General features: G+C 73.5%; 18 protein-coding genes. 3 read left to right on the forward strand and 15 right to left on the reverse strand.

The window, feature by feature from the left end:
* Positions 1-46: 46 nt before the first annotated feature.
* From RIU97_RS14150 to RIU97_RS14165, 4 genes are all read right to left on the reverse strand, one after another.
* On the reverse strand, positions 47-802 hold the full coding sequence (locus tag RIU97_RS14150; protein WP_404956726.1) for an AIM24 family protein: 756 nt from the start codon (positions 800-802) through the stop codon (positions 47-49).
* 17 nt (positions 803-819) lie between these two features.
* A complete protein-coding gene (locus tag RIU97_RS14155) occupies positions 820-1500 on the reverse strand; it encodes an AIM24 family protein (RefSeq protein WP_401607839.1) in 681 nt (226 codons plus the stop codon).
* Between the two features lie 20 nt (positions 1501-1520).
* A complete protein-coding gene (locus tag RIU97_RS14160; RefSeq protein WP_404956728.1) occupies positions 1521-3149 on the reverse strand; it encodes a TerD family protein in 1629 nt (542 codons plus the stop codon).
* Between the two features lie 140 nt (positions 3150-3289).
* Positions 3290-3928, reverse strand: coding sequence for a M48 family metallopeptidase (locus RIU97_RS14165; protein ID WP_404956730.1), 639 nt, complete (start codon positions 3926-3928; stop codon positions 3290-3292).
* Between the two features lie 125 nt (positions 3929-4053).
* On the opposite strand from RIU97_RS14165, the gene RIU97_RS14170 reads away from it, so the two are divergent.
* Positions 4054-5184 (forward strand): TOMM precursor leader peptide-binding protein, encoded by a 1131-nt coding sequence (locus RIU97_RS14170; RefSeq protein ID WP_404956732.1) that lies wholly within the window; start codon positions 4054-4056, stop codon positions 5182-5184.
* Here the strand turns inward: RIU97_RS14170 and RIU97_RS14175 are convergent.
* On the reverse strand, positions 5178-5486 hold the full coding sequence (locus RIU97_RS14175) for a tetratricopeptide repeat protein (protein ID WP_404956734.1): 309 nt from the start codon (positions 5484-5486) through the stop codon (positions 5178-5180). The two genes, RIU97_RS14170 and RIU97_RS14175, sit on opposite strands and share 7 nt — an antisense overlap.
* Positions 5487-5878: 392 nt before the next feature.
* Between RIU97_RS14175 and RIU97_RS14180 the strand changes: the two genes are divergently transcribed.
* On the forward strand, positions 5879-7207 hold the full coding sequence (locus tag RIU97_RS14180; protein WP_404956736.1) for an ABC1 kinase family protein: 1329 nt from the start codon (positions 5879-5881) through the stop codon (positions 7205-7207).
* Positions 7208-7226: 19 nt separating this feature from the next.
* Here RIU97_RS14180 and RIU97_RS14185 read toward each other — a convergent pair whose 3' ends face one another.
* From RIU97_RS14185 to RIU97_RS14205, 5 genes are all read right to left on the reverse strand, one after another.
* Positions 7227-7433 carry a hypothetical protein gene (locus tag RIU97_RS14185; RefSeq protein ID WP_361752967.1) on the reverse strand — a complete coding sequence of 69 codons (207 nt, stop codon included), beginning with the start codon at positions 7431-7433 and terminating at the stop codon, positions 7227-7229.
* 100 nt (positions 7434-7533) lie between these two features.
* On the reverse strand, positions 7534-7863 hold the full coding sequence (locus RIU97_RS14190) for a hypothetical protein (protein WP_404956738.1): 330 nt from the start codon (positions 7861-7863) through the stop codon (positions 7534-7536).
* Entirely contained in the window at positions 7860-8231 is a 372-nt protein-coding gene (locus RIU97_RS14195; protein ID WP_361752963.1) for a WhiB family transcriptional regulator, read from the reverse strand. Before RIU97_RS14195 ends, RIU97_RS14190 begins: the two co-directional genes overlap by 4 nt.
* A gap of 187 nt (positions 8232-8418) precedes the next feature.
* Entirely contained in the window at positions 8419-8742 is a 324-nt protein-coding gene (locus RIU97_RS14200; RefSeq protein ID WP_404956741.1) for a hypothetical protein, read from the reverse strand.
* A 167-nt stretch (positions 8743-8909) separates the two neighbouring features.
* The gene (locus tag RIU97_RS14205; RefSeq protein ID WP_404956743.1) at positions 8910-11084 is read right to left on the reverse strand and encodes an ATP-dependent DNA helicase UvrD2; all 2175 of its coding nucleotides are present in this window, start codon (positions 11082-11084) and stop codon (positions 8910-8912) included.
* Between the two features lie 170 nt (positions 11085-11254).
* Between RIU97_RS14205 and RIU97_RS14210 the strand changes: the two genes are divergently transcribed.
* Entirely contained in the window at positions 11255-11515 is a 261-nt protein-coding gene (locus RIU97_RS14210; protein WP_030011087.1) for a mycoredoxin, read from the forward strand.
* 86 nt (positions 11516-11601) lie between these two features.
* On the opposite strand, the gene nudC is transcribed toward RIU97_RS14210, so the two are convergent.
* The 5 genes from nudC to RIU97_RS14235 form a co-directional block, all read right to left on the reverse strand.
* Complete coding sequence (gene nudC / locus RIU97_RS14215) at positions 11602-12558, reverse strand: NAD(+) diphosphatase (RefSeq protein WP_404956745.1); 957 nt, start codon at positions 12556-12558, stop codon at positions 11602-11604.
* 43 nt (positions 12559-12601) lie between these two features.
* Positions 12602-14008, reverse strand: a complete 1407-nt coding sequence (locus RIU97_RS14220) for a dipeptidase (protein ID WP_404956747.1) — start codon at positions 14006-14008, stop codon at positions 12602-12604.
* Between the two features lie 10 nt (positions 14009-14018).
* Positions 14019-18035, reverse strand: a complete 4017-nt coding sequence (locus tag RIU97_RS14225; RefSeq protein WP_404956749.1) for a UvrD-helicase domain-containing protein — start codon at positions 18033-18035, stop codon at positions 14019-14021.
* A 94-nt stretch (positions 18036-18129) separates the two neighbouring features.
* Positions 18130-21855: a UvrD-helicase domain-containing protein gene (locus tag RIU97_RS14230; protein WP_404962839.1), complete on the reverse strand. Its 3726-nt coding sequence runs from the start codon at positions 21853-21855 to the stop codon at positions 18130-18132.
* A 174-nt stretch (positions 21856-22029) separates the two neighbouring features.
* Positions 22030-22389 carry an MGMT family protein gene (locus RIU97_RS14235; RefSeq protein ID WP_404956752.1) on the reverse strand — a complete coding sequence of 120 codons (360 nt, stop codon included), beginning with the start codon at positions 22387-22389 and terminating at the stop codon, positions 22030-22032.
* Positions 22390-22581 lie beyond the last annotated feature (192 nt).

Below are 22581 nucleotides of genomic sequence, written 5' to 3' on the forward strand. Positions count from 1 at the left end.
CGAAGGGGCGGTCCCTCGCGGGGCCGCCCCTTTCGCCCGTCCGGGATCAGTTCCAGGCGTTGTTCTGGTTCTGCGCGTGGGAGCCGTGCTGGCCCATGCCGAACTGCGCCGCGGCGCCCTGGCCGAGCTGGGCGTTCTGCGGCGGCAGCACCTCGCTGGGCTGCACCAGCGCGAAGCCGGTGCCGAGGAAACTGAGCTCCCAGCCCTCGCCGGTGTTGCCGCGCCGCCGCCAGACTCCGCTGGAGTGCGTCTGGGCCTGCATCTGCACCCGCAGCGAGGTCGACCAGGCGACGATCGCGTCCGCGTCGGCGTTGACGTACTTGTCGGGCGTGACGTGCATCATCAGCGGCTGCCCGGAGGTCATCAGCGCGACCTTGCCGCGGCCGGTGATGTTGAGCTGGTACTTGCCGGATCCGGAGATTCCGTACTGGCTGTCCACCGCGATGACCTCGGTGTGCAGGGTGGAGTCCAGGGCCAGGACGTAGCTGCTGTCGACCGTGAGGCCTTCCTGGTCCACGTCCACGACGTGGACGTACTGGGCCAGGTTGGCCAGGTAGACCGTGCCCTGCCCGGAGCAGCGCATGAGGTCCAGGCCCTCGCCGGTGCCGCGGCGGGCGTTGCGCTGGCCGGTGCTCTGGTACTCGCCGTCGAAGTCGATGAGGCCCTGGTAGGCGACCATCGCGCCCTTGCGGGCGAGTACGTCGTCGGAGCCGGTCAGCGAGACCCGCAGCAGCTGCGGGTTCTGGATGGCGTACCGGTCCTGGGACTGGGCCTCGGCGTGGGCGAAAAGTGCGCTCTGCATGATGTGTCCGCTCCCCCTCAGCCCCGGACCCGGAGCCGGTCGGTGCTGTCCTCGCTGGGCTGTACGACGACGATGCCCTGGCCGGAGAAGGCCATCTGGTAGGCCTCCCCGCTGCCCCGGCCGATCATCGACGAGGCCTTGAAGCTGCGCTTGCCCTTGACCTTGAGATTCGGCGACCAGGCGACGAGCGCGTCCGGGTCGACGTACGTCTCGTCCTCGCCGCGGCCGCAGTCGACCACGATCGGGGTGCCGCGGGAGGTCAGGGCGACCCACCCGGTGCCCGCGATCTGGACGTTGAACAGGCCCTGACCGGCGAACTTGGCCAGACCCTTGACCCGCTCGACGCCCCACTGGAGGTGCGCGTCGAAGGCGAGCAGGTTGGTGCCGTTGACCGAGAGCGAGTCGTTGTTGAGGTTGATGACGACGACGTCGGCGCCGTAGTCGGCGAGGTAGAGCAGGCCGTCGCCGGTGCACTTCATCAGCGGTGCGCCCTCGCCGGTGATCCACTGCGAGGCCATCTGGCGGACGGCCGGCGGGTTGGGCTCGTACTGGACGAAGCCCTCGTAGGCGACCATCGAGCCGGTGCGGGCGAAGAGGTCCTGGCCGCTCTGCATGGCGACCTTGAGCATGGCCCGGCCGTGGTTCTCCATGCGGGCCGTGACGGGGGTCGGGGCGTAGCCCGCGAGCTGCTGGTTCATTGCGTTCATGTCGGGCTCCCTCAGACCTCGTACGGCTGGACGACGATGAAGTTGCCGGGAGCGCCGCGGAACTGGAGGTTCACGGTCTCCCCGCTGTGGCCGGGGTAGGCGTTGCGCCGGAGCCGGACCTGGCTGGAAAGGATCACCTGCGAGGCGGAGGACCACGCGACGATGGCGTTGCTGTCCGCGAAGGTGGTCGGGGTGACGGGCAGGACCACCGGGACGCCGTGCGTCTTGACGATCACCGTGCCCGTGCCCTGGAACTGCATGGTGAACAGGGCGCCGCCCGGGATGCCGTGGCCCTCGATGCGGCGGACCTCGTGCTGGAGCGACTCGTCGAAGGCGAGGACGGCCTCGGCGGAGACGCAGATCCCGTCGCCCTGGAGCTCGATGGCGTGCAGGTGGGCGCCGTTCTCGGCGAGGAAGACCTGGCCGCGGCCGGTGCAGCGCATGAGCTGCATCTCCTGGCCCGTGGCGTTGCCGACGATGCGGCCGGCGAAGCCCGCGCCCTTGTAACTGAAGTCGACCTTGCCCTGGTACAGGACCATGCTGCCCTGGCGGGCGAGGACGGCCTGGCCGCCCATCGCCAGGTCGACGCGCATGAGCTGCGCGTTCTGCGGGGTCCAGCGGGTGCCCGTGGGGGCTTCCTTGTACGGCTGGAGCGCGGCGGCGAGCCCGGCCGCGACGGGGGCTGCGGCCTGGGGCGCGTAGCCGGGCTGCTGGCCCGGCACCTGCCCGGGGACCTGGCCCGGGACCTGGCCGTAGCCCGGCTGCTGCCCGTAGGGCGCGGGGGCCGGGGCGGGCGGCGGGACCTGGCCGGGGTACTGGCCCGGGACCTGCCCGGGGACCTGGCCGTACGAGGGCTGCTGCGGCTGCCCGTACGGGGCGGGGGCCTGCGGGGCGAGCGGCGCGGCCATGGTGGGCGCGGCGTGCACCGGGGCCGGGGCGGCGGGCTGCTGGTACTGCGGCTGCGGGACCGCGGCGGGCGCGGGCGCGCCGAAGGACGGCGCGGGGGCGGCGGCCTGGGCGGGCGCCGGGGCGCCGAAGGCCGGGGACGGCGCGGCACCCTGCGGCGGGGCGAACCCGGGCGCGGCGGCGGCCGGCGCCTGCTGCTGCGCCTCCTCGGCGACCTCGCCGCCGAAGTTCCTGAGCAGCGCGTCGAGCCCGCCGTCGAAGCCCTGGCCGACGGCGGCGAAGCGCCACACGTCCTTGAGGTAGAAGTCGCCGAGCATCACGGCCCGCTCGGTGGTGAACTCCGAGCCGGTGAAGGCGTACCGGACGACCTCTTCGCCGCCGGCCACGATCCGGATGTATCCCGGGCCGACCTGCGACATCTGGCCGGCACCGTCGATGGTGGCGGTGAAGGAGAGCTTGTGGATGGACGCCGGAATGCGGTCCAGGGTCACCCGGAAGGATTCGGTGTCACCCGACTGCGCGCCGAGTTGCTGAATGGACTCTTCCGGCGACTTCGGCTGGTTGAAGAAGACGAAGTAACGGTCGTCCGACAGCTGCTCATTGGCGTCGAGCCCGAAACAGCTGATGTCGAAGGTGAGTCCGGGCCCGGCGATCTGGACGCCTACGTACAGATCGGTGCCCGCCGTGAGATCACTGATCTTGGCCTTGTGGCCGCGTTGGAATTCCCTGGCCATACGTAACGACCGTCCCCCATCCCGACTGTGAAATGCGTGCCGCTCAGGCTAACGGCAACTGCCGACATCCGGCCAAGTCGGTACCGACCCGGTACACATCACGCTCTGTGACATGACGGTCGGGCACAAGGCCTTCCTGCTCATTCCTCGCGGGCGGCCGGGACCTTCGGAAGGCGCTCGGCCGCCACCACTCCCTCCAGGTACCCGCGGGCCCGCTCGGTGCGCGGGTACGCCTCCAGCAGCTCCCAGAAGCGGGGCCCGTGGCCGGGCACGAGGAGGTGGGCCAGCTCGTGCAGGAGCACGTAGTCGACGACGTACTCCGGCATGCCCTGGATGCGGTGCGAGAGCCGGATGCTGCCTTCGGCCGGGGTGCAGGAGCCCCAGCGGGTGTTCTGGTTGGTGACCCAGCGGACCGAGCGGGGACGCGCGCGGCCGCCGAAGTACTGCTCGGACAGACGCTCGGCGCGCTCGGTGAGTTCCGCGTCCCCGAGGGTGCGTTTGCTCTCCTGGGCGGCCAGCTTCTCGAGCATGACGCCCACCCAGCGCTGCTCCTCCGCCTCGGACATCCGGGCAGGGATGAGGACGACCGTACGGTCACCCTCGCGATAGGCGGATACGGTCCTGCGGCGGCGCGCGCTCCGGCGGACTTCGACGGCGCGCGGCGATGGGTCGGCGGACACGCCACGACGGTACCCGGTAGCGGTGGCCGAAGTCCCGCCCGTCCGCGGTTCGAACGTGAGCGATGCGCAGCCGATATCGGGAACGGCATTTCCCTTCATCTCATATGCCTAATACCCCTCGCCTGTGGACAAATTCGAGCACGGATTCCGGCGGACGGGCACTGTGGCGGAGAACGGGAAAAGGGGCGGCGCGAGTCCGCACGGGAAATCGAGGGGGACCGGACATGTATCCGAAGGTGAAGCCCGCGCTGGCGCGGGCCTGGCGGGACCGGGAGACGGTGCAGTTCGGGGTGACCCCCGCACACGCGGTGGTGCTCGGCCCGGTGGACACGGCGACCGGCGCGCTCATCGACCGGATCGACGGCACACGGGGGATGGAGCTGCTGCGGGCCGAGGCCACGGGGATGGGGTTCCCGGACGGCCAGGCCGACGCACTCGTCAGGCGGCTGGCGGGAGCCGGTCTGCTCGACGACGCCACCGCGGGAGGCCCGCGGGCCCAGGCCGTGCGCCGGCATCCGGAGGCCCTGGAGCGGCTGGGGCCCGATCTGGGCTCCCTCTCCCTGGTGCACCGGGAGCCGGGCGGGGACTTGCGGGGTGTCGCCGCGCGCCGGGCGATACGCGTCCGGGTGCGCGGGAGCGGCCGGGTGGGCGCCGTGATCGCGGCGGTCCTGGCGGGAGCCGGTGTGGGCCGGGTCGAGGTGCTCGACGGGGGCCGGGTGGAGCCGGCTGACGTGGCGCCGGGAGGTCTGGATCCCGGGAGCGTGGGCCGGCTGCGGGCGGAGGCCGCGGCGAGGCTGGTGCGCGCATCGGCCCCGGGGCGCACCCCGCGGGCCGGGGAGGAGGAGGACTCGGAGCCGCGGCTGGCGTTGGTGGTGGTCGCGCCCCGGGACGGGCTGCACGCCTGGGCCCCTGATCCGGGCACCGCGGCCGACTGGGTCGCCACGGGCATCCCGCACCTGTACGCGGGGGTGTTGGAGGGGACGGGGCTGGTGGGTCCGCTGGTCCTGCCGGGGGTGACGGCCTGCGCGGGGTGCATGGAGCGCGACCGCGTGGACCGGGACGCGGCCTGGCCCCGGATGCTGGTGCAGTGGCGCTCGGCCCACCGCCGGCGCGCGAGCGCCGCCTGCGATCTGGGGCTGTCCACGGCGGTGGCCGGCCTGGCCGCGGCCCACGCGCTCTCCTTCCTGGACGGTGAACTGCCCGCGTCCACCGCCACCCGCTGGGAAGCAGCCCTCCCCACTCTCCACTGGCAGCCCACCCCGGTCCACCCCCATCCGGACTGCCCGTGCGGCGCGGCCGCGGAGCGGACGGACCCGGGGGCACCGGCCGCACTCACGCTGTCAGGGGGTCACTGATGTATCGCGAACCGCTCCTCGACGGTGCGGCAGAGGGCGAGGATCCTCGGTTCCGCCGACGGAATGATCACCAGCAGGCTGCGAAGGGCAAGGATCAGTTCCTGCGCCCGTCCGCGCTGCGGAGCGCCGTCCAGAACATGGTCAGGGCTGAGCTCGACTCCTCGGTCGAGCTGGGCCATCGCCTCTCCGTGGCGTCCGAGTTCCCAGGAGGTGGCGCCACGGTTGATGAAGGCCCAGCCGTAGTCCGGCGAGGCCTCGAGCGCCCGTGCGAACTCCGGCAGCGCCTCTTCGAAGCGCCCCATGGCGTTGAGGTCTCCAACTGGCGTACGAGGGTGGACTTCCCGACTCCGGCCGGGCCCCGCACAGGGAAGAGGGACTGCGCCGCCTCGTCCGGGGGCTGCTTGAGAGCCTCCCTGAAGGCCGACACCTCGCCTTCCCGTCCGATGAAGCCGCCGGAACGCCGTCGTCGGATGAGCTCCTGCCTCGTGGGACCCCGCCCCGCCATCCGCTGCTCCTCACGGTCGTCCCGTCCCCCTGCCCCGTCATGCCGGCCCATCGCGCCGGGCGCCGTCCGGCAATGGCGAGATCCCGCACGGGGCTGGGGAAGGTGCCCTCCTCCGAGCCGCGAGGAGGGCATGACAGGATGCGGAGAACCGCCGATCGCGGCGCAGCTGTCTGGGAAATGGAGGGGCGTATGTCTGATCTTCCCCGGAAGGCGGTCACCCGCACCGTCAAGCTGGCCGCGCTGCCGCTCGGCATCGCGGGACGGGCAACCTGGGGGCTGGGCAAGCGGATCGGGGGCAAGTCGGCCGAGATCGTGGCGAGCGAGCTCCAGAAGCGCACCGCCGAGCAGTTGTTCCGCACGCTCGGGGAGCTGAAGGGCGGTGCCATGAAGTTCGGGCAGGCCCTGTCGGTCTTCGAGTCGGCGCTGCCCGAGGAGGTCGCTGGGCCCTACCGGGCGGCGCTGACCAAGCTCCAGGAGGCGGCTCCGCCCCTGCCCGCGGCGACGGTGCACCGGGTGCTGGCGGACCGTCTCGGCGAGAACTGGCGGGAGCTGTTCGAGGAGTTCGAGGACAAGCCGGCCGCGGCGGCCTCGATCGGGCAGGTGCACCGGGCGGTGTGGCACGACGGCCGGCAGGTCGCGGTCAAGGTGCAGTACCCGGGGGCCGGTGAGGCGCTGCTGTCGGACCTGAAGCAGCTGGGCCGGTTCGCGGGGCTGCTGGGGCCGCTGATTCCCGGCATGGAGATCAAGCCGCTGATCAAGGAGTTGCGCGACCGCGTCGCCGAGGAGCTCGACTACGAGCTGGAGGCCGAGGCCCAGCGGACGCACTCGGACGCGTTCGGGGACGATCCGGACGTGGTCGTGCCGGATGTCGTGCACCAGGGCGATCAGGTGCTGGTGACCGAGTGGATGGAGGGGACCCCGCTGTCGGAGGTGATAGCCGACGGCACCCAGGAGGAGCGCGACCGCGCCGGGCAGCTGCTGGCCCGGTTCCTCTTCTCCGGTCCCGCGCGCACCGGTCTGCTGCACGCGGATCCGCACCCGGGCAACTTCCGGCTGATATCGGGGGCCGACGGCCGGATGCGGCTGGGCGTCCTGGACTTCGGCACGGTCGACCGGCTGCCCGGCGGCTGGCCCAAGCCCATCGGCAGGTCGCTGCGGATGACCCTGGACGGTGACGCCGAGGGGGTCTACGGGCACCTGCGCGCCGAGGGGTTCGTGAAGGAGTCCATCGAGCTGGACCCCGACGCGGTACTGGACTACCTCAAGCCGATCATCGAGCCGGCCGAGGCCGAGGAGTTCACCTTCACCCGGCCGTGGCTGCGCGGCCAGGCGGCGCGGATCGCCGATCCCCGCTCCCCCGCGCACCAGTTGGGCCGGCAGATCAACCTGCCGCCCTCGTACCTGCTGATCCACCGGGTCACGCTGAGCACGATCGGGGTGCTGTGCCAGCTGGGCGCGACGGTGCGGCTGCGGGACGAACTGGACGCCTGGCTGCCCGGGTTCGCTTCCGCCGAGTGACTCCGTAGGGTCCGCGGCGTCACCACCAGGAGGAGTCGAGCCTGCCTTCGATCGCCCGGAGGTTGGCCCGCGCGCAGTCGACGCAGAAGTACTGTCTGGTCCCGTTCTCCACCGAGCAGGTCCAGGTGGGCGGGGCGCCGTTGGGGGACTCCGTGCCACAGCGCGCGCAGACGACGGGCTGGGCCTCGGATCCCGACGGGGCGGGGTGGGGAGTCGGCTGGTCCACCTCCAGACGATATCCCCGCACGGGGTGGACTGCCGTCCGCAACGCACCGGGGGGACCGGTCCGTTCGGACCGGTCCCCCCGGGGACGCTGTTTTCAGCGCTTAGTGCATGACGGCCATGGCCAGCGCACGGCGGGCGCGCATCGAGACGCGCTCGGCACGCCGCTGCATGCGGCGGGCGGCGACCAGGCGCACGGCGTGACGCTCGGCGTCCACCTCACGCATGCGCTCGTCCATATGGGCACGAGCCAGGGCTTCTGGGATGAGTTGCATTTCGCGGGTCCTGTTCTGACGCGAGGTGATCGCGCCGGTGGTGATGAAGTCTGCGTGGGCGGCGCCGTGGGGCTGCTCGCTCGTGGTGTAGGCGGTCATGAGGTCCTGCTTCAGGGGGTCGTGCGTCAGGGGGCGGTCGATGGTTCCGATGGCGGTCATGCCGCGACAACCGGGTTCTTGCGCGGACGGCCACGGGGCCGCTTGCGGGCGACGACGACGCCCTGGACGAAGAGCTCGCCACCCCAGACGCCCCAGGGCTCGCGGCGCTCGACCGCTCCGGCGAGGCAGGCCTCGACCAGCGGGCAGGTGCGGCAGAGCGACTTGGCGTACTCGACGTCGGCCGGGGACTCGGCGAAGAAGACCTCGGGGTCGAAGGTGCGGCAGGGAACGGGTACGCCGAGGTTCTCGATGGCGTCGTCGAGCGCGGTGAGCGCGGTGAGCGGGGTCAAGGCGTGGTCCTCCGGGACTGCGGGCGGGGAGATCGTGTGGGTCTGCGTTACGGACGGGGCGTGCGCTTCGAGTTGCACGGTGGTTTCTTCCTCGTCGTCTTGGTCGGCTAGTCGTTCCGGCCGGTCGGCCGGGTTCGGCTGTCACCTGCTTCTGCCAGTCCCGAGGCCCCTTTGCTGCGTTCGCCCCCCGTTCGGGGACAAACAGAAGGGCCGCGGATCCCGGGTGGGGTTCCGCGGCCCTGAAGGCGCCGGCCTGATCATGCGATCAGACTGGATCACTCCAGGGTTCGAGCCCACGGAAGGCCCACATCAGGTGGTGCTGCTGCTTCGTCTGCTTCGTCTTGGCTCCGGCACCGGCTGCGGCCGCGAAGCCATAGGCGCCATGCGCCTGAGCTTCTGCTGCCAGTACTGCCACCGGTGCCTGGATCGGTCGCTCATTGCGCTCACTGACCGGAAGGGTCGCCAGCAGGGCGGGGCGGTCGGCGGAAATCGCGGACACACCGGTACCCAGAAGGGAGACGGAACCGAGCAGGCAGGAAGCGTCGACCGAGCGATCGGTCATTTTGGTGAAGGTCATGAAGCTGGCCACTGGTCTCGCCTCCTCTCGGCGTCTCGGGGACTCGGCCCGAGGGCCTGTCCCATGCGTATTCGGATAAGTACAGCACGGAACCAGGGCTTCGGAGAAGCCACCGTTTCCGTTGCTAAGAACCTATGGGTCTTCGCTGGGCATGTGCAAACTATTTTTCCGACGAGTTTCTACGCGTCGGCAGGCTCCGCGGACTCGGGCTCCTGACCTGCGCATATGGCCAGGACCTCGGCTCCGTACCGGTCGAGCTTGCGGCCGCCCACTCCGGAGATCATAGAGAGCTCGCCCGCCTCGGTGGGCGCGGCCTCCGCGATCGCCATCAGAGTCTTGTCCGTGAAGACGCAGTAGGCGGGCAGGCCCTGCTCCTTCGACGCGCCCGCACGCCACTCCCGCAGCCGCTCGTAGAGCCCTTCGTCCATGTCGGACGGGCAGTCCTCACAGCGCATCAGTTTGAGCTCGCCGGCCTCGGTGAGCGTCTTGCCGCAGACCCGGCACCGCACCGGGCCGCGGCGGCCGCGCTTGCGCGGCCCGCTCTCGGCCGCGGAGCCCGGCCCGCTGCGAGGCACCGCGGAGCCCGGCCGCAGGCCGTTCAGGAAGCGGCTGGGCCGCCGGGAGGCCCGGCCGCCCGGAGCCCGGGAGAGGCCCCAGGAGAGGGTCAGGTGCAGCCGCGCCCGGGTGACGCCGACATAGAGCAGCCGGCGCTCCTCCTCGACCTGCTCGTCGGTCTTCGCGTACGTGATCGGCAGCATGCCGTCGGTGAGGCCGACGAGGAACACGGCGTCCCACTCCAGGCCCTTCGCCGCGTGCAGCGAGGCCAGGGTGACGCCCTGGACGGTGGGGGCGTGCTGGGCGGCCTTGCGCTCGTCCAGCTCGATCGTGAGGTCCGCCAGGGTGGCTCCCGGCCGGGTCCGGGCGAAGTCCTCGGCGAGCCGGACCAGCGCGGCCAGGGATTCCCACTGGTCGCGCACGGCGCCGGAGCCGGCGGGCGGTTCGGGGGTCCAGCCGGTGGAGCTGAGCACCGCCCGGACCTGGGAGCCCAGTTCCACGACGTCGTCGAGCAGCGGGTCGTTCCCGCCGGAGCGGGCGGCTCCGCGCAGCGCGAGGATCGCCTTCTGGACCTCGGCCCGCTCGAAGAACCGCTCGGCCCCGCGCAGCTGGTAGGGGACCCCGGCGTCGGCCAGTGCCTGTTCGTAGACCTCGGACTGGGCGTTGATGCGATAGAGGACGGCGATCTCGCCGGCCGGGACGCCCGCGGCGATCAGGTCCCGGATCCGGTGGGCGACGCCCTCGGCCTCGGCGGGCTCGTCCGCGTACTCGGCGTAGACCGGGTCGGGGCCGGTCTCGCGCTGGGAGACCAGCTCCAGCCGGTGCTCGGCGGCGCGGCCCCTGGCCTGGTTCAGGAGCCCGTTGGCGAGGTGGACCACCTGGGGGGTGGAGCGGTAGTCGCGGACCAGCTTGACCACGGTGGCCTGCGGGTACTTGGTGCGGAAGTTCAGCAGGTGGTCGGGGGTGGCGCCGGTGAAGGAGTAGATCGTCTGGCTGGCGTCGCCGACGACGCAGAGGCTGTCGCGCTCGCCGAGCCAGAGGTCCAGCAGCCGCTGCTGGAGGGGGCTGACGTCCTGGTACTCGTCGACCACGAAGTGCTGGTACTGGGTGCGGATCTGCTCGGCGATGTCGTGGCGGTCCTGGAGGATGCCGACGGTGAGGAGCAGCACGTCCTCGAAGTCGATCATGCCGCGGTCGCGCTTGAGCTGCTCGTACGTCCCGTAGATCTGGGCGATCTCGGCCATGTCGCGGGGTGCCTCGCGGCCCGACTTGAGGGCGGCGGCCGGATAGTCGGCGGGCACCGTCTGCGTGACCTTGGCCCACTCGATCTCACCGGTGACGTCGCGCAGCTCACCCCGGTCGAGCCGGATGCGGGAGCGCGCGCCGGCCTCGGCGACGAGCTGGATCTTGCGCTCCAGGAGCCGCGGCACGTCCCCGCCGACCGCCTTGGGCCAGAAGTACTGGAGCTGGCGCAGGGCGGCGGAGTGGAAGGTCCGGGCCTGGACCCCGCCCGCGCCGAGGGTGCGCAGGCGGCCGCGCATCTCTCCGGCGGCGCGGTTGGTGAAGGTGACGGCCAGCACACTGGCCGACATGAGCTGGCCCGACCGGACTCCGTAGGCGATGCGGTGGGTGATCGCGCGGGTCTTGCCGGTACCGGCGCCCGCCAGCACGCACACCGGCCCGCGCAAGGTCGTCGCGACCTCGCGCTGCTCCGGGTCCAGGCCCAGGAGCACCGCGTCGGCCGAGTCGGCGGAGGCGGGGCCACCCGGGAACGATGGGAAGTGCGTTGCTGCTGTCACCCCGCCATGCTGCCAGGTCTCGTGGGTCGGGCGGGAAAACCGTCCACAGGCGGCACGTATCCGTCGTATCAGTCACACCGGCCGTGCGGGGCCGCCCGGACGGGAATGGCCGCGGGGTCCCGTACGTTCGAGTACTCGGACCACCGAGCCCTCACGAAGGAGAGCGCAGCATGCAGGACACGGGCACCGTCACGATGTACAGCACGACCTGGTGCGGCTACTGCCGTCGGCTGAAGACCCAGCTGGACCGGGAAGGCATCGCGTACAACGAGATCAACATCGAGCTCGACCCGGAGTCCGCCGCGTTCGTGGAGAAGGCCAACGGCGGCAACCAGACGGTTCCCACCGTGCTCGTGAAGTCCGCCGCCGGCAGCGAGTCCGTCATGACGAACCCCAGCCTGGCCCAGGTCAAGCAGGCCCTCGCCGTCTGAGGAAGCCCCACCCGCGAGCACCCGCAGGTACCCGCGAGCACCAGAAGGGCCCCCGCCGAGGCGGGGGCCTTCTGCTGTGACGAACGTTACGCCGCCATCTTCGGCAGCGGCTCGCCGTACCAGAGCTCGACCAGCCGGGCGGCGATGGAGATGCCCGACGGGGGCAGCACCTCGCCCGTCTCGAACGCGGCGCGCAGCTCCTCACGCGAGAACCAGCGGGCCTCCTGGATCTCCTCGCCGTCCACCGTGATCTCGGAGGTGGTGGCGCGGGCCGTGAAGCCCAGCATCAGGCTGTACGGGAAGGGCCACGGCTGACTGGCCACGTACTCGACCTCGCCGACCCTGACGCCCGCCTCCTCCCACACCTCGCGGACGACGGACTGCTCGATCGACTCGCCCGGCTCCACGAACCCGGCGAGGGTCGAGAAGCGGCCTTCCGGCCAGTGCACCTGGCGGCCCAGCAGCGCGCGGTCGTGCTCGTCCGTGACCAGCATGATCACGGCCGGGTCGGTGCGCGGGTAGTGCTCGGCGCCGCAGCCCGGGCAGCGGCGGATGTGCCCGGCGGCGGCGACCACCGTGCGCTCGCCGCAGCGGGAGCAGAAACGGTGCATCCGCTGCCAGTTCTCCAGGGCCACCGCGTGCACCATCAGCCCGGCGTCGCGCGGGGAGAGCAGCAGTCCGGCCTCGCGCAGGCCCGCCGGGCGGGCCGACTGGTCCATGCGGCCCGGCAGCGCGTCCTTCTGCAGCGCGAAGTACCGTACGCCGTCCTCGTCCGTGCCCAGGAAGTAGCGGTGGGTCTCGGTGACCGGGGCCTCGAAGGCCGGGGTCATCACGATGCCGGAGCCCCCGTCGGGGGTGTCGTCGATCAGGACCTGGCCGCCGGAGACGACGAAGACGCGGGTCGTCGGGTGGCTCCAGGCGGCGGCGAGCCACGCCTCGTCGAGGCGGTGGTGCGCGGCACGGTCGATTCCGCTGGGCGCGGCGAGCGAGAGAGGGCGCTCGGTGAGAGGGCGCTCGGTATGGGTGCTCACAGGTACTTCCAACTCCCCCGGTGGTGGGACAAGGCAGGCGTGCGTGCGTCGGGTGTCAGGCGGTTGCGCGGTGGGTGGCGGCCAGGTCTCCCCAGAGGTAGGCGGTCGTCTCGACGCCCTTGAGGAGCAGGTCCAGCTCGACCTTCTCGTTCGGCGAGTGCCAGCCGTCGGACGGTACCGAAATGCCGAGGAAGAGGACGGGCGCGTCCAGGACGTCCTGGAGGTCCGCCGCGGGTCCGGAGCCGCCCTCGCGGGTGAAGCGGATCTTCTGGCCGAAGGCGCGGCCCATGGCCCGTACGACGGACTGCAGGGCCGGGTGGTCGAGCGGGGTCAGGCACGGCCGGGTCGGGGCGCCGAAGGTGATGGAGTGCCGGATTCCGTCCGGGATCCGGGCCGCGACCCAGTCCCTCACGGCGGCCTCGACCTCGTACGGGTCCTGGCCGGACACCAGGCGGAACGACAGCTTCAGGTGGGCGGAGGCGGGCACGATGGTCTTGCCGCCGGGGCCCTGGTAGCCGCCGCCGATGCCGTTGACCTCGGCCGTCGGGCGGGCCCAGACGCGCTCCAGGGTGGAGTAGCCGGCCTCGCCGGAGGCCGCGTGGGACCGGGCCGTACGGAGCCACTCGGACTCGTCGAAGGGAAGTTCGGCGATGAGCGCGCGCTCCGCCTCGGTGAGCTCGGCGATGCCGTCGTAGAAGCCGGGGATCGTCACGCGTCCGTCGTCGTCGTGCAGGGCGGCGACCAGGCGGGCGGCGACGGCGGCCGGATTGGGCACGGCCCCGCCGAAGGCTCCGGAGTGGATGTCCTGGTCCGGGCCGTGGAAGTCGATCTCGCAGTCGGCGACGCCGCGCATGCCGGTGCAGACGGTGGGGGTGGTCTCGGACCACATGCCGGTGTCGGAGACGATCACGACGTCGGCGGCGAGTTCACCGGCGCGGGCCTCGACGAGCTCGCGGAAGTGGATGGAGCCGGACTCCTCCTCGCCCTCGACGATCAGCTTGAGGTTCACGGCGGGGGCGGCGGCGCCGGTGGCCGCCAGGTGCGCGCGCACCCCGAGGGTGTGGAAGAACACCTGCCCCTTGTCGTCGGCGGCGCCGCGCCCGTACATGCGGCCGTCGCGGACCACCGGCTCGAAGGGGTCGGTGTGCCAGCCGTCGGCGAGGGCGGCGGGCTGCACGTCGTGGTGCCCGTACACCAGGACGGTGGGGGCCTGCGGGTCCTCGCTCGGCCAGTGCGCGAAGACGGCGGGGGCGCCGGGGGTCTCCCAGACCTCGGCCACCGGGAAGCCGGTCTCCTTGAGCTTCGCCGCGAGCCATTCGGCGCTGCGGCGTACGTCGCCCGCGTGCTCGGGCTGGGCCGAGACGGAGGGGATGCGGAGCCACTCGGCGAGGTCGTCGAGGAAGGCACCGCGGTGGGTGTCGATGTACGTGCGGACGACGCTGTCCGGCGGGGTGTCGCTCATGCCCACGAGCCTAGCCGTCCGTCTGACGGGCACCGCCGGTGTCCGTTTTGCCTTGGAGGATCCGCTCAAGGCGGGCCCGGTCGGGGAGGTTGCGGGGCCGGATCACGCGGCCGCTGCGGACGTGGAGGAAGGCGGCGGTGACCTGGCTGAGCGGGGTGTTCGTGGCCTCGGCCCAGGCCAGGCGGTAGACGGCGAGCTGGAGGGGGTCGGCCTCGGTGGTGCGGCCGGTCTTCCAGTCGACGATCTCGTACGAGCCGTCCGGGTTCCGGTAGACGGCGTCGATCCGGCCGCGGATGACGCGGCCGGCGAGGGTGAGCTGGACCGGGGCCTCCATGCGGTGGGGCGGCCGGTCGGCGTACGGGCTGCGCTCGAAAGCGGCCTTGAGGGAGTCGAGGTCGGCCTCGTCGGCGATCTCCTGGTCGGAGCCGGCGCCGGGGAGGTCGGTGACGGGGTCGAGGACGTCGAGGAAGGGGAGCGGGAGCTCGTCGAAGCGGGACTCGACCCAGGCGTGGAACCGGGTGCCCTGGCGGGCGGCGGGCTGGGGGGGCTTGGGCATGGGGCGGGCGAGGTCGCGTACGAAACCCTGCTCGTCGGCGGCGAGCCGGAGCAGCTGGCTCGCGGAGAGGGCGGCGGGCAGCTCGACGTCGCGGACGGCTGCGCGGGCGCGGCGGAGCTCGCCCTCCAGGGCGTCGAGGTCCCGGTCCCAGGAGGCGATGGCGCGCGCGTCCTCGGGGGCGAGCCCGGCTGCGCCGCCGCCGGGGCGGCCCCCTGGGCGGCCCTCCGCGGCCCAGTCCTCGCCGGCCCAGGGGCCATCGCCCTCCGGGGCGGCGGCAGCAGTACGCGGCTGCGCCGCGCGGCGGGCTCCGCCCGGGCCCTCGGCGACGGCCCGGTGGCCCGCCTCCGGCCAAAGCTCGTCGTCGACCGGGCCGGTGGGCCGGGCCGGGTTCGTCCCCGCGGGCACGACTGCGCCACCGCCGGGCGCGGACCAGGCGTCGGCCTCCGGCCAAAGCTCGTCGTCGACCGGGCCGGTGGGCCGGGCCGGGTTCGAGCCCGCGGGCACGGCTGCGCCACCGCCGGGCGCGGACCAGGCGTCGGCCTCCGGCCAAAGCTCGTCGGCGCGCGGCGCGGCGGGGCCGGCCGGACCGGATTCCTCCCCCGCCCCGCCCCTTCCCGGAACCGGGGCGCTGCCCCGGACCCCGTCGGGGGCCGGGTCTGCGGCTCGGGGCGCGGGTACGCCGGCAGGGTTTTGGACGGCGGCATCCGGCCGGGAGCCGGGATGCGGCTCCGCCGTATGCGGGGCCCCGCCGGGCACGGCTGCGGCATCGCCCTGCGGGGCGGGGGCCGCGCCGGGCCCCGGTGCGCCCCGCGGGTGCTCGGGCACGGCTGCGTCCTCGGCGGCCGGGGCATCGCCCCATGGGGTGTCGGGCCAGGCGTCGTCGTCCGGCCAGGGCTCTTCGTCGTAGGAGGGGTCTTCGCAGTCCGGGGGCCAGAGGTAGGGGTCGTCCTCCGGCGGGGGCGGGGTCGCCAGGTAGGACTCCACCAGGGCGGCCGCCGCCCGGCGCAGGGTGAGGGAGTGCGGGTCGAGCGGGAGGGGCCAGGAGTGGTCCGGGGTGGAGTCGTCGGCGAGGGACGGGTTCTCGGCGGCCGGCTCCGGCTCGTCCGCCCAGGCCTCGATCTCGCCGAAGCCCGCCGCGCAGTGCTCGTACAGGGCCGACAGGAAGGCGGAAGGGCCGCGGCGCTTCTTCTGGGTCGGGCCCCACCAGTGGCCCGAGGCCAGGAGGAGGGAGCGGGGGCGGGTGAAGGTCACGTAGCCCAGGCGGAGCTCTTCGGTCGCCTTGTGGTCCTTCAGGGCCGTCTTGAACGCCTTCAGGCCGGCCGAGGTCCAGTCCGGGTCCTCCGGCAGGGTGGGGGCGTCGCCGCGCAGCGCGTACGGGAGCACCTTCGCGTACGAGGTCCAGGCCTCCGGCGCCTTCTCCTTCGGGAAGGACCCCGCGCACAGGTCCGGGACGACGACCACGTCCCACTCCAGGCCCTTCGACTTGTGGGCCGTCAGGACCTTGACCGTGTTCTCCCCGCCCGGCAGGGCGTGGTCCAGGCCCTTCTCGTACTGGGCGGCCGTGCGCAGGAACGCCAGGAAGGCCAGCAGTGAGGCCTCGCCGTCGAGCGCGGCGAAACCGGCCGCGACGTCCATGAAGTTCGACAGCGTCTCGCGGCGGCGGGCCGCCAGCGCGTGCGGGGAGGCGGACAGCTCCACCTCCAGGCCGGTCGCGGACAGCACGCGGTGCAGGACGTCCATGAGCGGATCGGCCAGGGAGCGGCGCAGGTCGCGCAGTTCCTGGGCGAGGTGCGCGAAGCGCACCCGGGCCTCCGCCGAGAAGGGGAGGTCGTCCGGGGCCTGTCCGGCGCCGTCGAGGAAGGTCTCCAGCGCGTCGGCCAGGGACACGATCTCCGCCGGGTCCACGCCCTCCACGGCCGCCGCCAGCCGTTCGTCCGGGTCCGGCCCGGCCGGCGAGCGGCCCACCATGAGGCGTGCCCGGCGGCCCAGCAGGGCCAGGTCGCGCGCGCCGATCCGCCAGCGCGGACCGATGAGCAGCCGGACGAGGGAGGCGTTGGCGCCCGGGTCCTGGAGGACCTCGCAGACGGCGACGAGGTCCGCGACCTCGGGGAGGTGCAGCAGCCCGGAGAGGCCGACGACCTCCACCGGCACGTCCCGGTCCACCAGCACGGCCTGGATCCGGGCGAAGTCCCCGGCCGAACGGCACAGGACGGCGATCTCGCGCGGCTCGGTGCCGGTGCGGACCAGGTGGGCGACGGAGTCGGCGAGCCAGTCGAGCTCCTGGGCGTGGGTCTCCAGCAGGGCGCAGCGGACCTGGCCCTCGCGCTCGGCCCCCGGCGCGGGGCGCAGTGCCTCCACGCCCTCGTGCATGGCGCGCAGCGGGGCGGCGAGCCCGTTGGCGAGGTCCAGGAGCCGGCCGCCGCTGCGCCGGTTCTCGCTGAGGGAGAGCCGGGTGGCGGGGCTGCCGTCGGCGTGCGGGAAGTGCTCGGGGAAGTCGTCGAGGTTGGCCACGGAGGCGCCGCGCCAGCCGTAGATGGCCTGGCAGGGGTCGCCGACGGCGGTCACGGCGTGGCCGGAGCCCGCGCCGAAGAGCCCGGAGAGCAGCAGGCGCTGGGCGACCGAGGTGTCCTGGTACTCGTCCAGGAGCACGACCTTGAACTCCTCGCGCAGCAGTGCGCCGACCTCGGGGCGGGTGGTGGCGAGCTGCGCGGAGAGGGCTATCTGGTCGCTGAAGTCGAAGAGGTCACGGGCGCGTTTGGCGGCGCGGTAGCGGACGACGAGCTCGAGCAGTTCGAGGCGGCCGCGCACGGCCTCGGGGACCTTGCGCAGGTCCTCGTTGGTGAGCCTGGTGCCGGCGAGGACGTCCAGGAGCGCGGTGTCGTGGAGGCGGAGCCGGTCCGGCTCGACCAGGTGCTCGGAAAGCTCGCCGTCGAGCGCGAGGAGGTCCCCGACCAGGTCGGGGACGGACTTGGTGAGCGAGGGGTACGGGCCGGGCGCCTCGCGCAGCACCTTCGCGGCGAGCTGGAAGCGGGTGGCGTCGGCGAGGAGGCGCGAGCTGGGCTCCAGGCCGATGCGCAGGCCGTGGTCCTTCAGGAGCTGGCCGGCGAAGGCGTGGTACGTCGAGATGCGCGGCTCCCCGCCGGCCCCCTCGGCCGCGGCATCGGCCGGGGAAGGGTCCGGGTCGGTGATGCCGGCCCGCGCGAGGGCCTTCCGTACGCGCTCGGACAGTTCGCCTGCGGCCTTGTTGGTGAAGGTCAGGCCGAGGACCTGCTCGGGTGCGACCGCGCCGGTGCCCACCAGCCAGACCACGCGGGCGGCCATGACGGTGGTCTTGCCGGAGCCGGCGCCGGCGACGACGACCTGCGGGGCGGGCGGGGCGGTGACGCAGGCCATCTGTTCGGGCGTGAAGGGGATCCCGAGGAGCTCCTTGAGCTGCTCGGGATCGGTGAGGACGGACGCACGCGCGGACACGTAAAAAGGCTAGCCGCCCCCACCGACAGCCCCGACCGTCCCGGCTCTCCCGGCCGGCCGGGGAGGCCGCGAGGCCGCGAGGCCGCGTAGCCGCTCACTCGACCGTCTGGCGGCCCTCGGGACGGGCGCTGCACGCGCTGCGGAAGGAGCAGTGGTCGCAGTGTTTGCCCGCGGCGGGCGCGAACCGCTCGTCCAGCACCCGGCCGGCGGCGGTCGCGAGCAGGTCACCGACCCACTCCCCGTCGAGCGGCTGCTGGGCCTGGACCTTGGGGACCGTGTCTCCGCCGTCGCGCTGGGCCGCGCCTTGGCGGAGCTGGACGAGCTCGGCGCCGCCGGGCACGGGGCGCAGCCCGTCGAAGACCTCGTCGACGGCGCCCTCGCGCACCGCGAGCTGGTAGACCGCGAGCTGGGGGTGGCGGGCCACCTCGTCCTTGGTGGGCGCGGACTTGCCGGTCTTGAAGTCGACGACGTACGCACGCCCCTGCGGGTCCGATTCGACCCGGTCCATGGAACCCCGGATGCGGACGGCGACCTCACCGGCTTCGAGCGTGACGTCGAACTCGTGCTCCGTGGCCACGGCCGCCCGGCCCCCGCGGTCGGTGGTGTGCCAGCGCAGGAAGCGTTCGAGGGCGGCGCGGGCGTTGTCCTTCTCCTGCCGGGACTTCCAGGGCGCGTCGAAGGCCAGGGCGTCCCACACCGAGTCGAGGCGTTCCATGAGGACGGCCAGGTCGGCGGGGGTGCGGCCGGAGGCGACCTCGTCGGCGAGGACGTGGACGACGTTGCCGAAGCCCTGGGCGGCGGTGGAGGCGGTGTCGGCCTTGACCTCGCGGCCGAGGAACCACTGCAGGGAGCAGGTGTTGGCGAGCTGCTCCAGGGCGCTGCCGGACAGGGCGACGGGCCGGTCCCGGTCGCGGAGCGGGACGCTGCTGCGGGTGGGCTCGTACAGGCCCCACCAGCGCTGCGGGTGCGCGGCCGGGACCAGGGGGCGGTCCTCGTCGTCGGTGAGCGCGGCGAGGCGGGCCAGGCGGCGGGCGGCGGCGTCGCGCAGGGCGGGCGAGGCGTCCGGGTCCACGGTGGTGGCGCGCAGCTCGGCGACGAGTGCGGGGACGGCGAGGGGGCGGCGGGGGCGGCCGGTGACGTCTTTCGGGGTGACCCCGAGCTCGGTCAGGAAGCGGGAGGGCTGGTCGCCGTCGTCGGCGGGGGCCTTGACGGCGGTGACGACGAGGCGGTCGCGGGCGCGGGTGGCGGCGACGTAGAAGAGCCGGCGTTCCTCGGCGAGGAGGGCGCCGGGGGTGAGGGGCTCGGCGAGGCCGTCACGGCCGATGCGGTCGGCCTCCAGCAGGGAACCGCGGCGGCGGAGGTCGGGCCACAGGCCTTCCTGGACACCGGCGACGACGACGAGGGACCACTCCAGGCCCTTGGAACGGTGGGCGGTCATCAGGCGGACGGCTTCGGAGCCGGTGGCGCGGGCCGTCAACGTGTCGGCGGCGATGTCCTCCGCCTCCAGTTGTTCGAGGAAGTTGAGCGCGCCGCGGCCGCCGGTGCGCTCCTCTGCGCGGGCGGCGGTGTCGAAGAGGGCGCAGACGGCGTCGAGGTCACGGTCGGCGTTGCGGCCGGCGGCGCCGCCGCGGCGGGCGCTGCGCTCCAGCCGCTGGGGCCAGGGGGTGCCGTCCCAGAGGATCCACAGGGCCTCTTCGGCGGTGCCGCCGCCCTGGAGCAGCTCGCGGGCCTTGCGCAGGAGCAGACCGAGGCGCTGCGCTCCGCGGGCGTACGCGGGGTCGTGCGCGGTGAGCCGCTCCGGCTCGGCGAGAGCGCGCGCGAGCAGCACGTCGGAGGGCGCGGGCACCTTGACGCCGGCGGCGCGCTCCTCGTCGCGCAGCGCCCGGCCGAGCCGCCGCAGGTCGGCCGCGTCCATGCCGCCGAGGGGGGAGGTGAGCAGGGTGACGGCCGCCTCGACGGTGACGCCTCCGGCGGGGTCGGCGGTATCGGGGCTCGGCGTCACGCCTCCGGCGGGGTGGGCGGTATCGGGGCTCGGCCCCGGTCCCCGCTCGCCTGCGGTGTCCGCGGCGGCGCGGGGGGATGGTTCCCGCCCGCCCACCCCGAAGGTGCGAGCAAGCTCGGCGGCCTCGGGCCCACCGGGCCTCGGCTCCTCGCCGTCCACGGCGCCACCCGTGCCGGCCTCGTCGGGGCTCGGCCCCGGTCCCCGCTCGCCTGCGGCGGTCCGGGCGGCGGCTTCCACGACGGCCGGAGCCCCGGCGGTCGCGTCGGCCTGGGCGTCCACGGCGGCACCCGTGCCGGCCCCGCCGGCCCCGGCGGAGCCGGGGGCGGGCGCGTCGGGGCGCGGCCCCGGTCCCCGCTCGGCTTCGGCGGTCTCGGCGGCGGCGGTCGCGGCGCCCGGAGCTTCGGCGGTCGCGGCGGCGTTCGTGTCGGCTTCGGCGGCGGTAGCCGGCTCGGCCTTCGTGTCGGGGGTCAGGGTTGCCGTGGCCGTGAGGCGGAGGGCTGTCAGGAGGGGGGCTATGGCGGGTTCGTGGCGGAGGGGGGTGTCCGTGCCGTCCGTTTCGGCGGGGACCCCGGCCGAGATCAGGGCGCGGCGCATCGCCGGGAGGGTGCGGCCGCCGGCGCGGACCAGGACGGCCATGTCCTGCCAGGGGACGCCGTCCTCCAGGTGGGCCCGGCGCAGGATGTCGGCGATGTTGTCCAGCTCGGCGCCGGCCGTCGGGTACGTGAAGACCTCCACCCGGCCGCCCTCCCGGCTGGCCTGGAGCCCGCGGTGGGCGCGTACCGCCGTGACCGGCAGCCGCGGGACCGGCATCCGGGTGGTGAGGAGACGGGTCGCCGTCAGCAGGGCCGCGCCGGAGCGGAGGCCCACCGTCAGGGCCTTGACCTGTGCGCCCGGGAAGGCGGACTCGAAGTCCAGGATGTTGTTGATGTCCGCGCCGCGGAAGGCGTAGATCGACTGGTCGGGGTCGCCGAAGGCGACCAGCGTGCCGCCGTGCCCGGTCAGGGCCCGCAGCAGCCGCAGCTGGGAGGCGTCCGTGTCCTGGTACTCGTCCACGAAGATCGCGTCGTAGGAGGAGGACAGGGCAGGGGTGCCCTCCGCCAGGAGGACCGCACGGTGGAGGAGTTCGGCGTAGTCCAGCGTGCCCTGCAGGTCCAGGACGTCCAGGTACTCGGAGAGGAAGGCCGCCGCCGCCTTCCAGTCCGGGCGGCCGATGCGGTCGGCGAACGAGGAGAGGGCCTGCGGGCCGAGGCCCAGTTCGCGGGCGCGGGCCAGCACCGCACGGACCTCGTCGGCGAAGCCGCGCGTTGTCAGCGCCGCCCGCAGGTCGTCGGGCCAGCGGATGGAGCGGATCCGGCGCTGGCCTTCCAGGAGGGTGCGGACCATCACGTCCTGCTCCGGGCCGGACAGCAGCCGCAGCGGGTCGGCGAAGAGGTCGGTGTCCTGGTGGGAGCGGACCAGGCCGTAGCAGAAGGAGTGGAAGGTGGTGGCCTGCGGAGCCCGCGCACCGCCCAGCCGCAGGGCGGCCCGGTCGCGCAGTTCCACCGCCGCCTTGCGGCTGAAGGTGAGGATGAGGATGCGGGCGGGGTCCGCCCCCGCTTCCACCCGGGCGGTGACCGCCTCGACCAGCGTGGTCGTCTTCCCGGTGCCCGGTCCGGCCAGGACCAGGAGTGGTCCGCCTGTGTGGTCAACCACCGCCTGCTGCGCTGCGTCCAGCACAGGGGGATCCACCCGTTCCGGCCCGGTGCGCACGAGGCGGTACGCGTCCGGGGTCCGCGTATGCCGCCGCTCGGTGCGGCGGCTTTCGGAGGAAGAGGTGATCACGTGGGGTGCCGGTCCTGGTGGGTCTGCGGGTGCTGCCGTGACGGCTCGCGGAGAGGCCGAAGAGGCAACGCTACGGCAACCGGCCGACGCCGCGCAGTCCCCCCGGGTAGCCCGTACGGACGTTCGCACGGTCGCCCGATCGCCCGTCCAGGCCGCGCATGGCCGAAGCTGTCAGATGTGAGCCTCGTCGCGTGTGCCGTCCTGTCCGGGGTCTCCCGGGGCCCCGTCCCAGCGCGCCCGGCGCATGTCCAGCCGCGGCTCGCCGCCCGCCGTCAGGCGCAGCGGGGTGGCCTCGGCCCGGTAGTGCTCCAGGGCGCGCAGCTCGTGGCCGGGCAGGGGTACGCCGTCCGCCCGCACCACGCGCCACCAGGGCACGGCTCCCCCGTACAGGGCCATGACACGCCCGACTTGGCGCGGGCCTCCCTCGCCGAGCCATTCTGCGACGTCCCCGTATGTCATCACCCGGCCGGGCGGAATACGCTCTGCCACCTCAAGCACGTGCTCCGCGTACGCGGGCAGCTCCTCACTCATTCAGCACATGGTGCAGTACGCCGGAGGCCGGCCGGCGGAAGTCGGGGTTCCGGACCGGCGCGCACCCTGATGCCCCGCTGGCCCGTCGGTCCGTGCCACCATCTTCCGGGCGGTGACTGGTGATACGTGATCAAGAAGAGACGGATGTGACGACGAAGGAGCAGGGTGTGAGCCCTCCGGACGGCGCGGCGG

Source organism: Streptomyces sp. 147326, assembly GCF_045000215.1.
GTDB lineage: Bacteria > Actinomycetota > Actinomycetes > Streptomycetales > Streptomycetaceae > Streptomyces.

Coding starts and splice junctions, on each gene's coding strand:
- RIU97_RS14235 (WP_404956752.1), bottom strand. CDS start 22,389: ATGAGTGAGGAGCTGCCCGCGTACGCGGAGCACGTGCTTGAGGTGGCA.
- RIU97_RS14175 (WP_404956734.1), bottom strand. CDS start 5,486: ATGGGGCGCTTCGAAGAGGCGCTGCCGGAGTTCGCACGGGCGCTCGAG.
- RIU97_RS14170 (WP_404956732.1), top strand. CDS start 4,054: ATGTATCCGAAGGTGAAGCCCGCGCTGGCGCGGGCCTGGCGGGACCGG.
- RIU97_RS14160 (WP_404956728.1), bottom strand. CDS start 3,149: ATGGCCAGGGAATTCCAACGCGGCCACAAGGCCAAGATCAGTGATCTC.
- RIU97_RS14210 (WP_030011087.1), top strand. CDS start 11,255: ATGCAGGACACGGGCACCGTCACGATGTACAGCACGACCTGGTGCGGC.
- RIU97_RS14150 (WP_404956726.1), bottom strand. CDS start 802: ATGCAGAGCGCACTTTTCGCCCACGCCGAGGCCCAGTCCCAGGACCGG.
- RIU97_RS14220 (WP_404956747.1), bottom strand. CDS start 14,008: ATGAGCGACACCCCGCCGGACAGCGTCGTCCGCACGTACATCGACACC.
- RIU97_RS14165 (WP_404956730.1), bottom strand. CDS start 3,928: ATGAAGGGAAATGCCGTTCCCGATATCGGCTGCGCATCGCTCACGTTC.
- RIU97_RS14190 (WP_404956738.1), bottom strand. CDS start 7,863: ATGACCGCCATCGGAACCATCGACCGCCCCCTGACGCACGACCCCCTG.
- RIU97_RS14180 (WP_404956736.1), top strand. CDS start 5,879: ATGTCTGATCTTCCCCGGAAGGCGGTCACCCGCACCGTCAAGCTGGCC.
- RIU97_RS14155 (WP_401607839.1), bottom strand. CDS start 1,500: ATGAACCAGCAGCTCGCGGGCTACGCCCCGACCCCCGTCACGGCCCGC.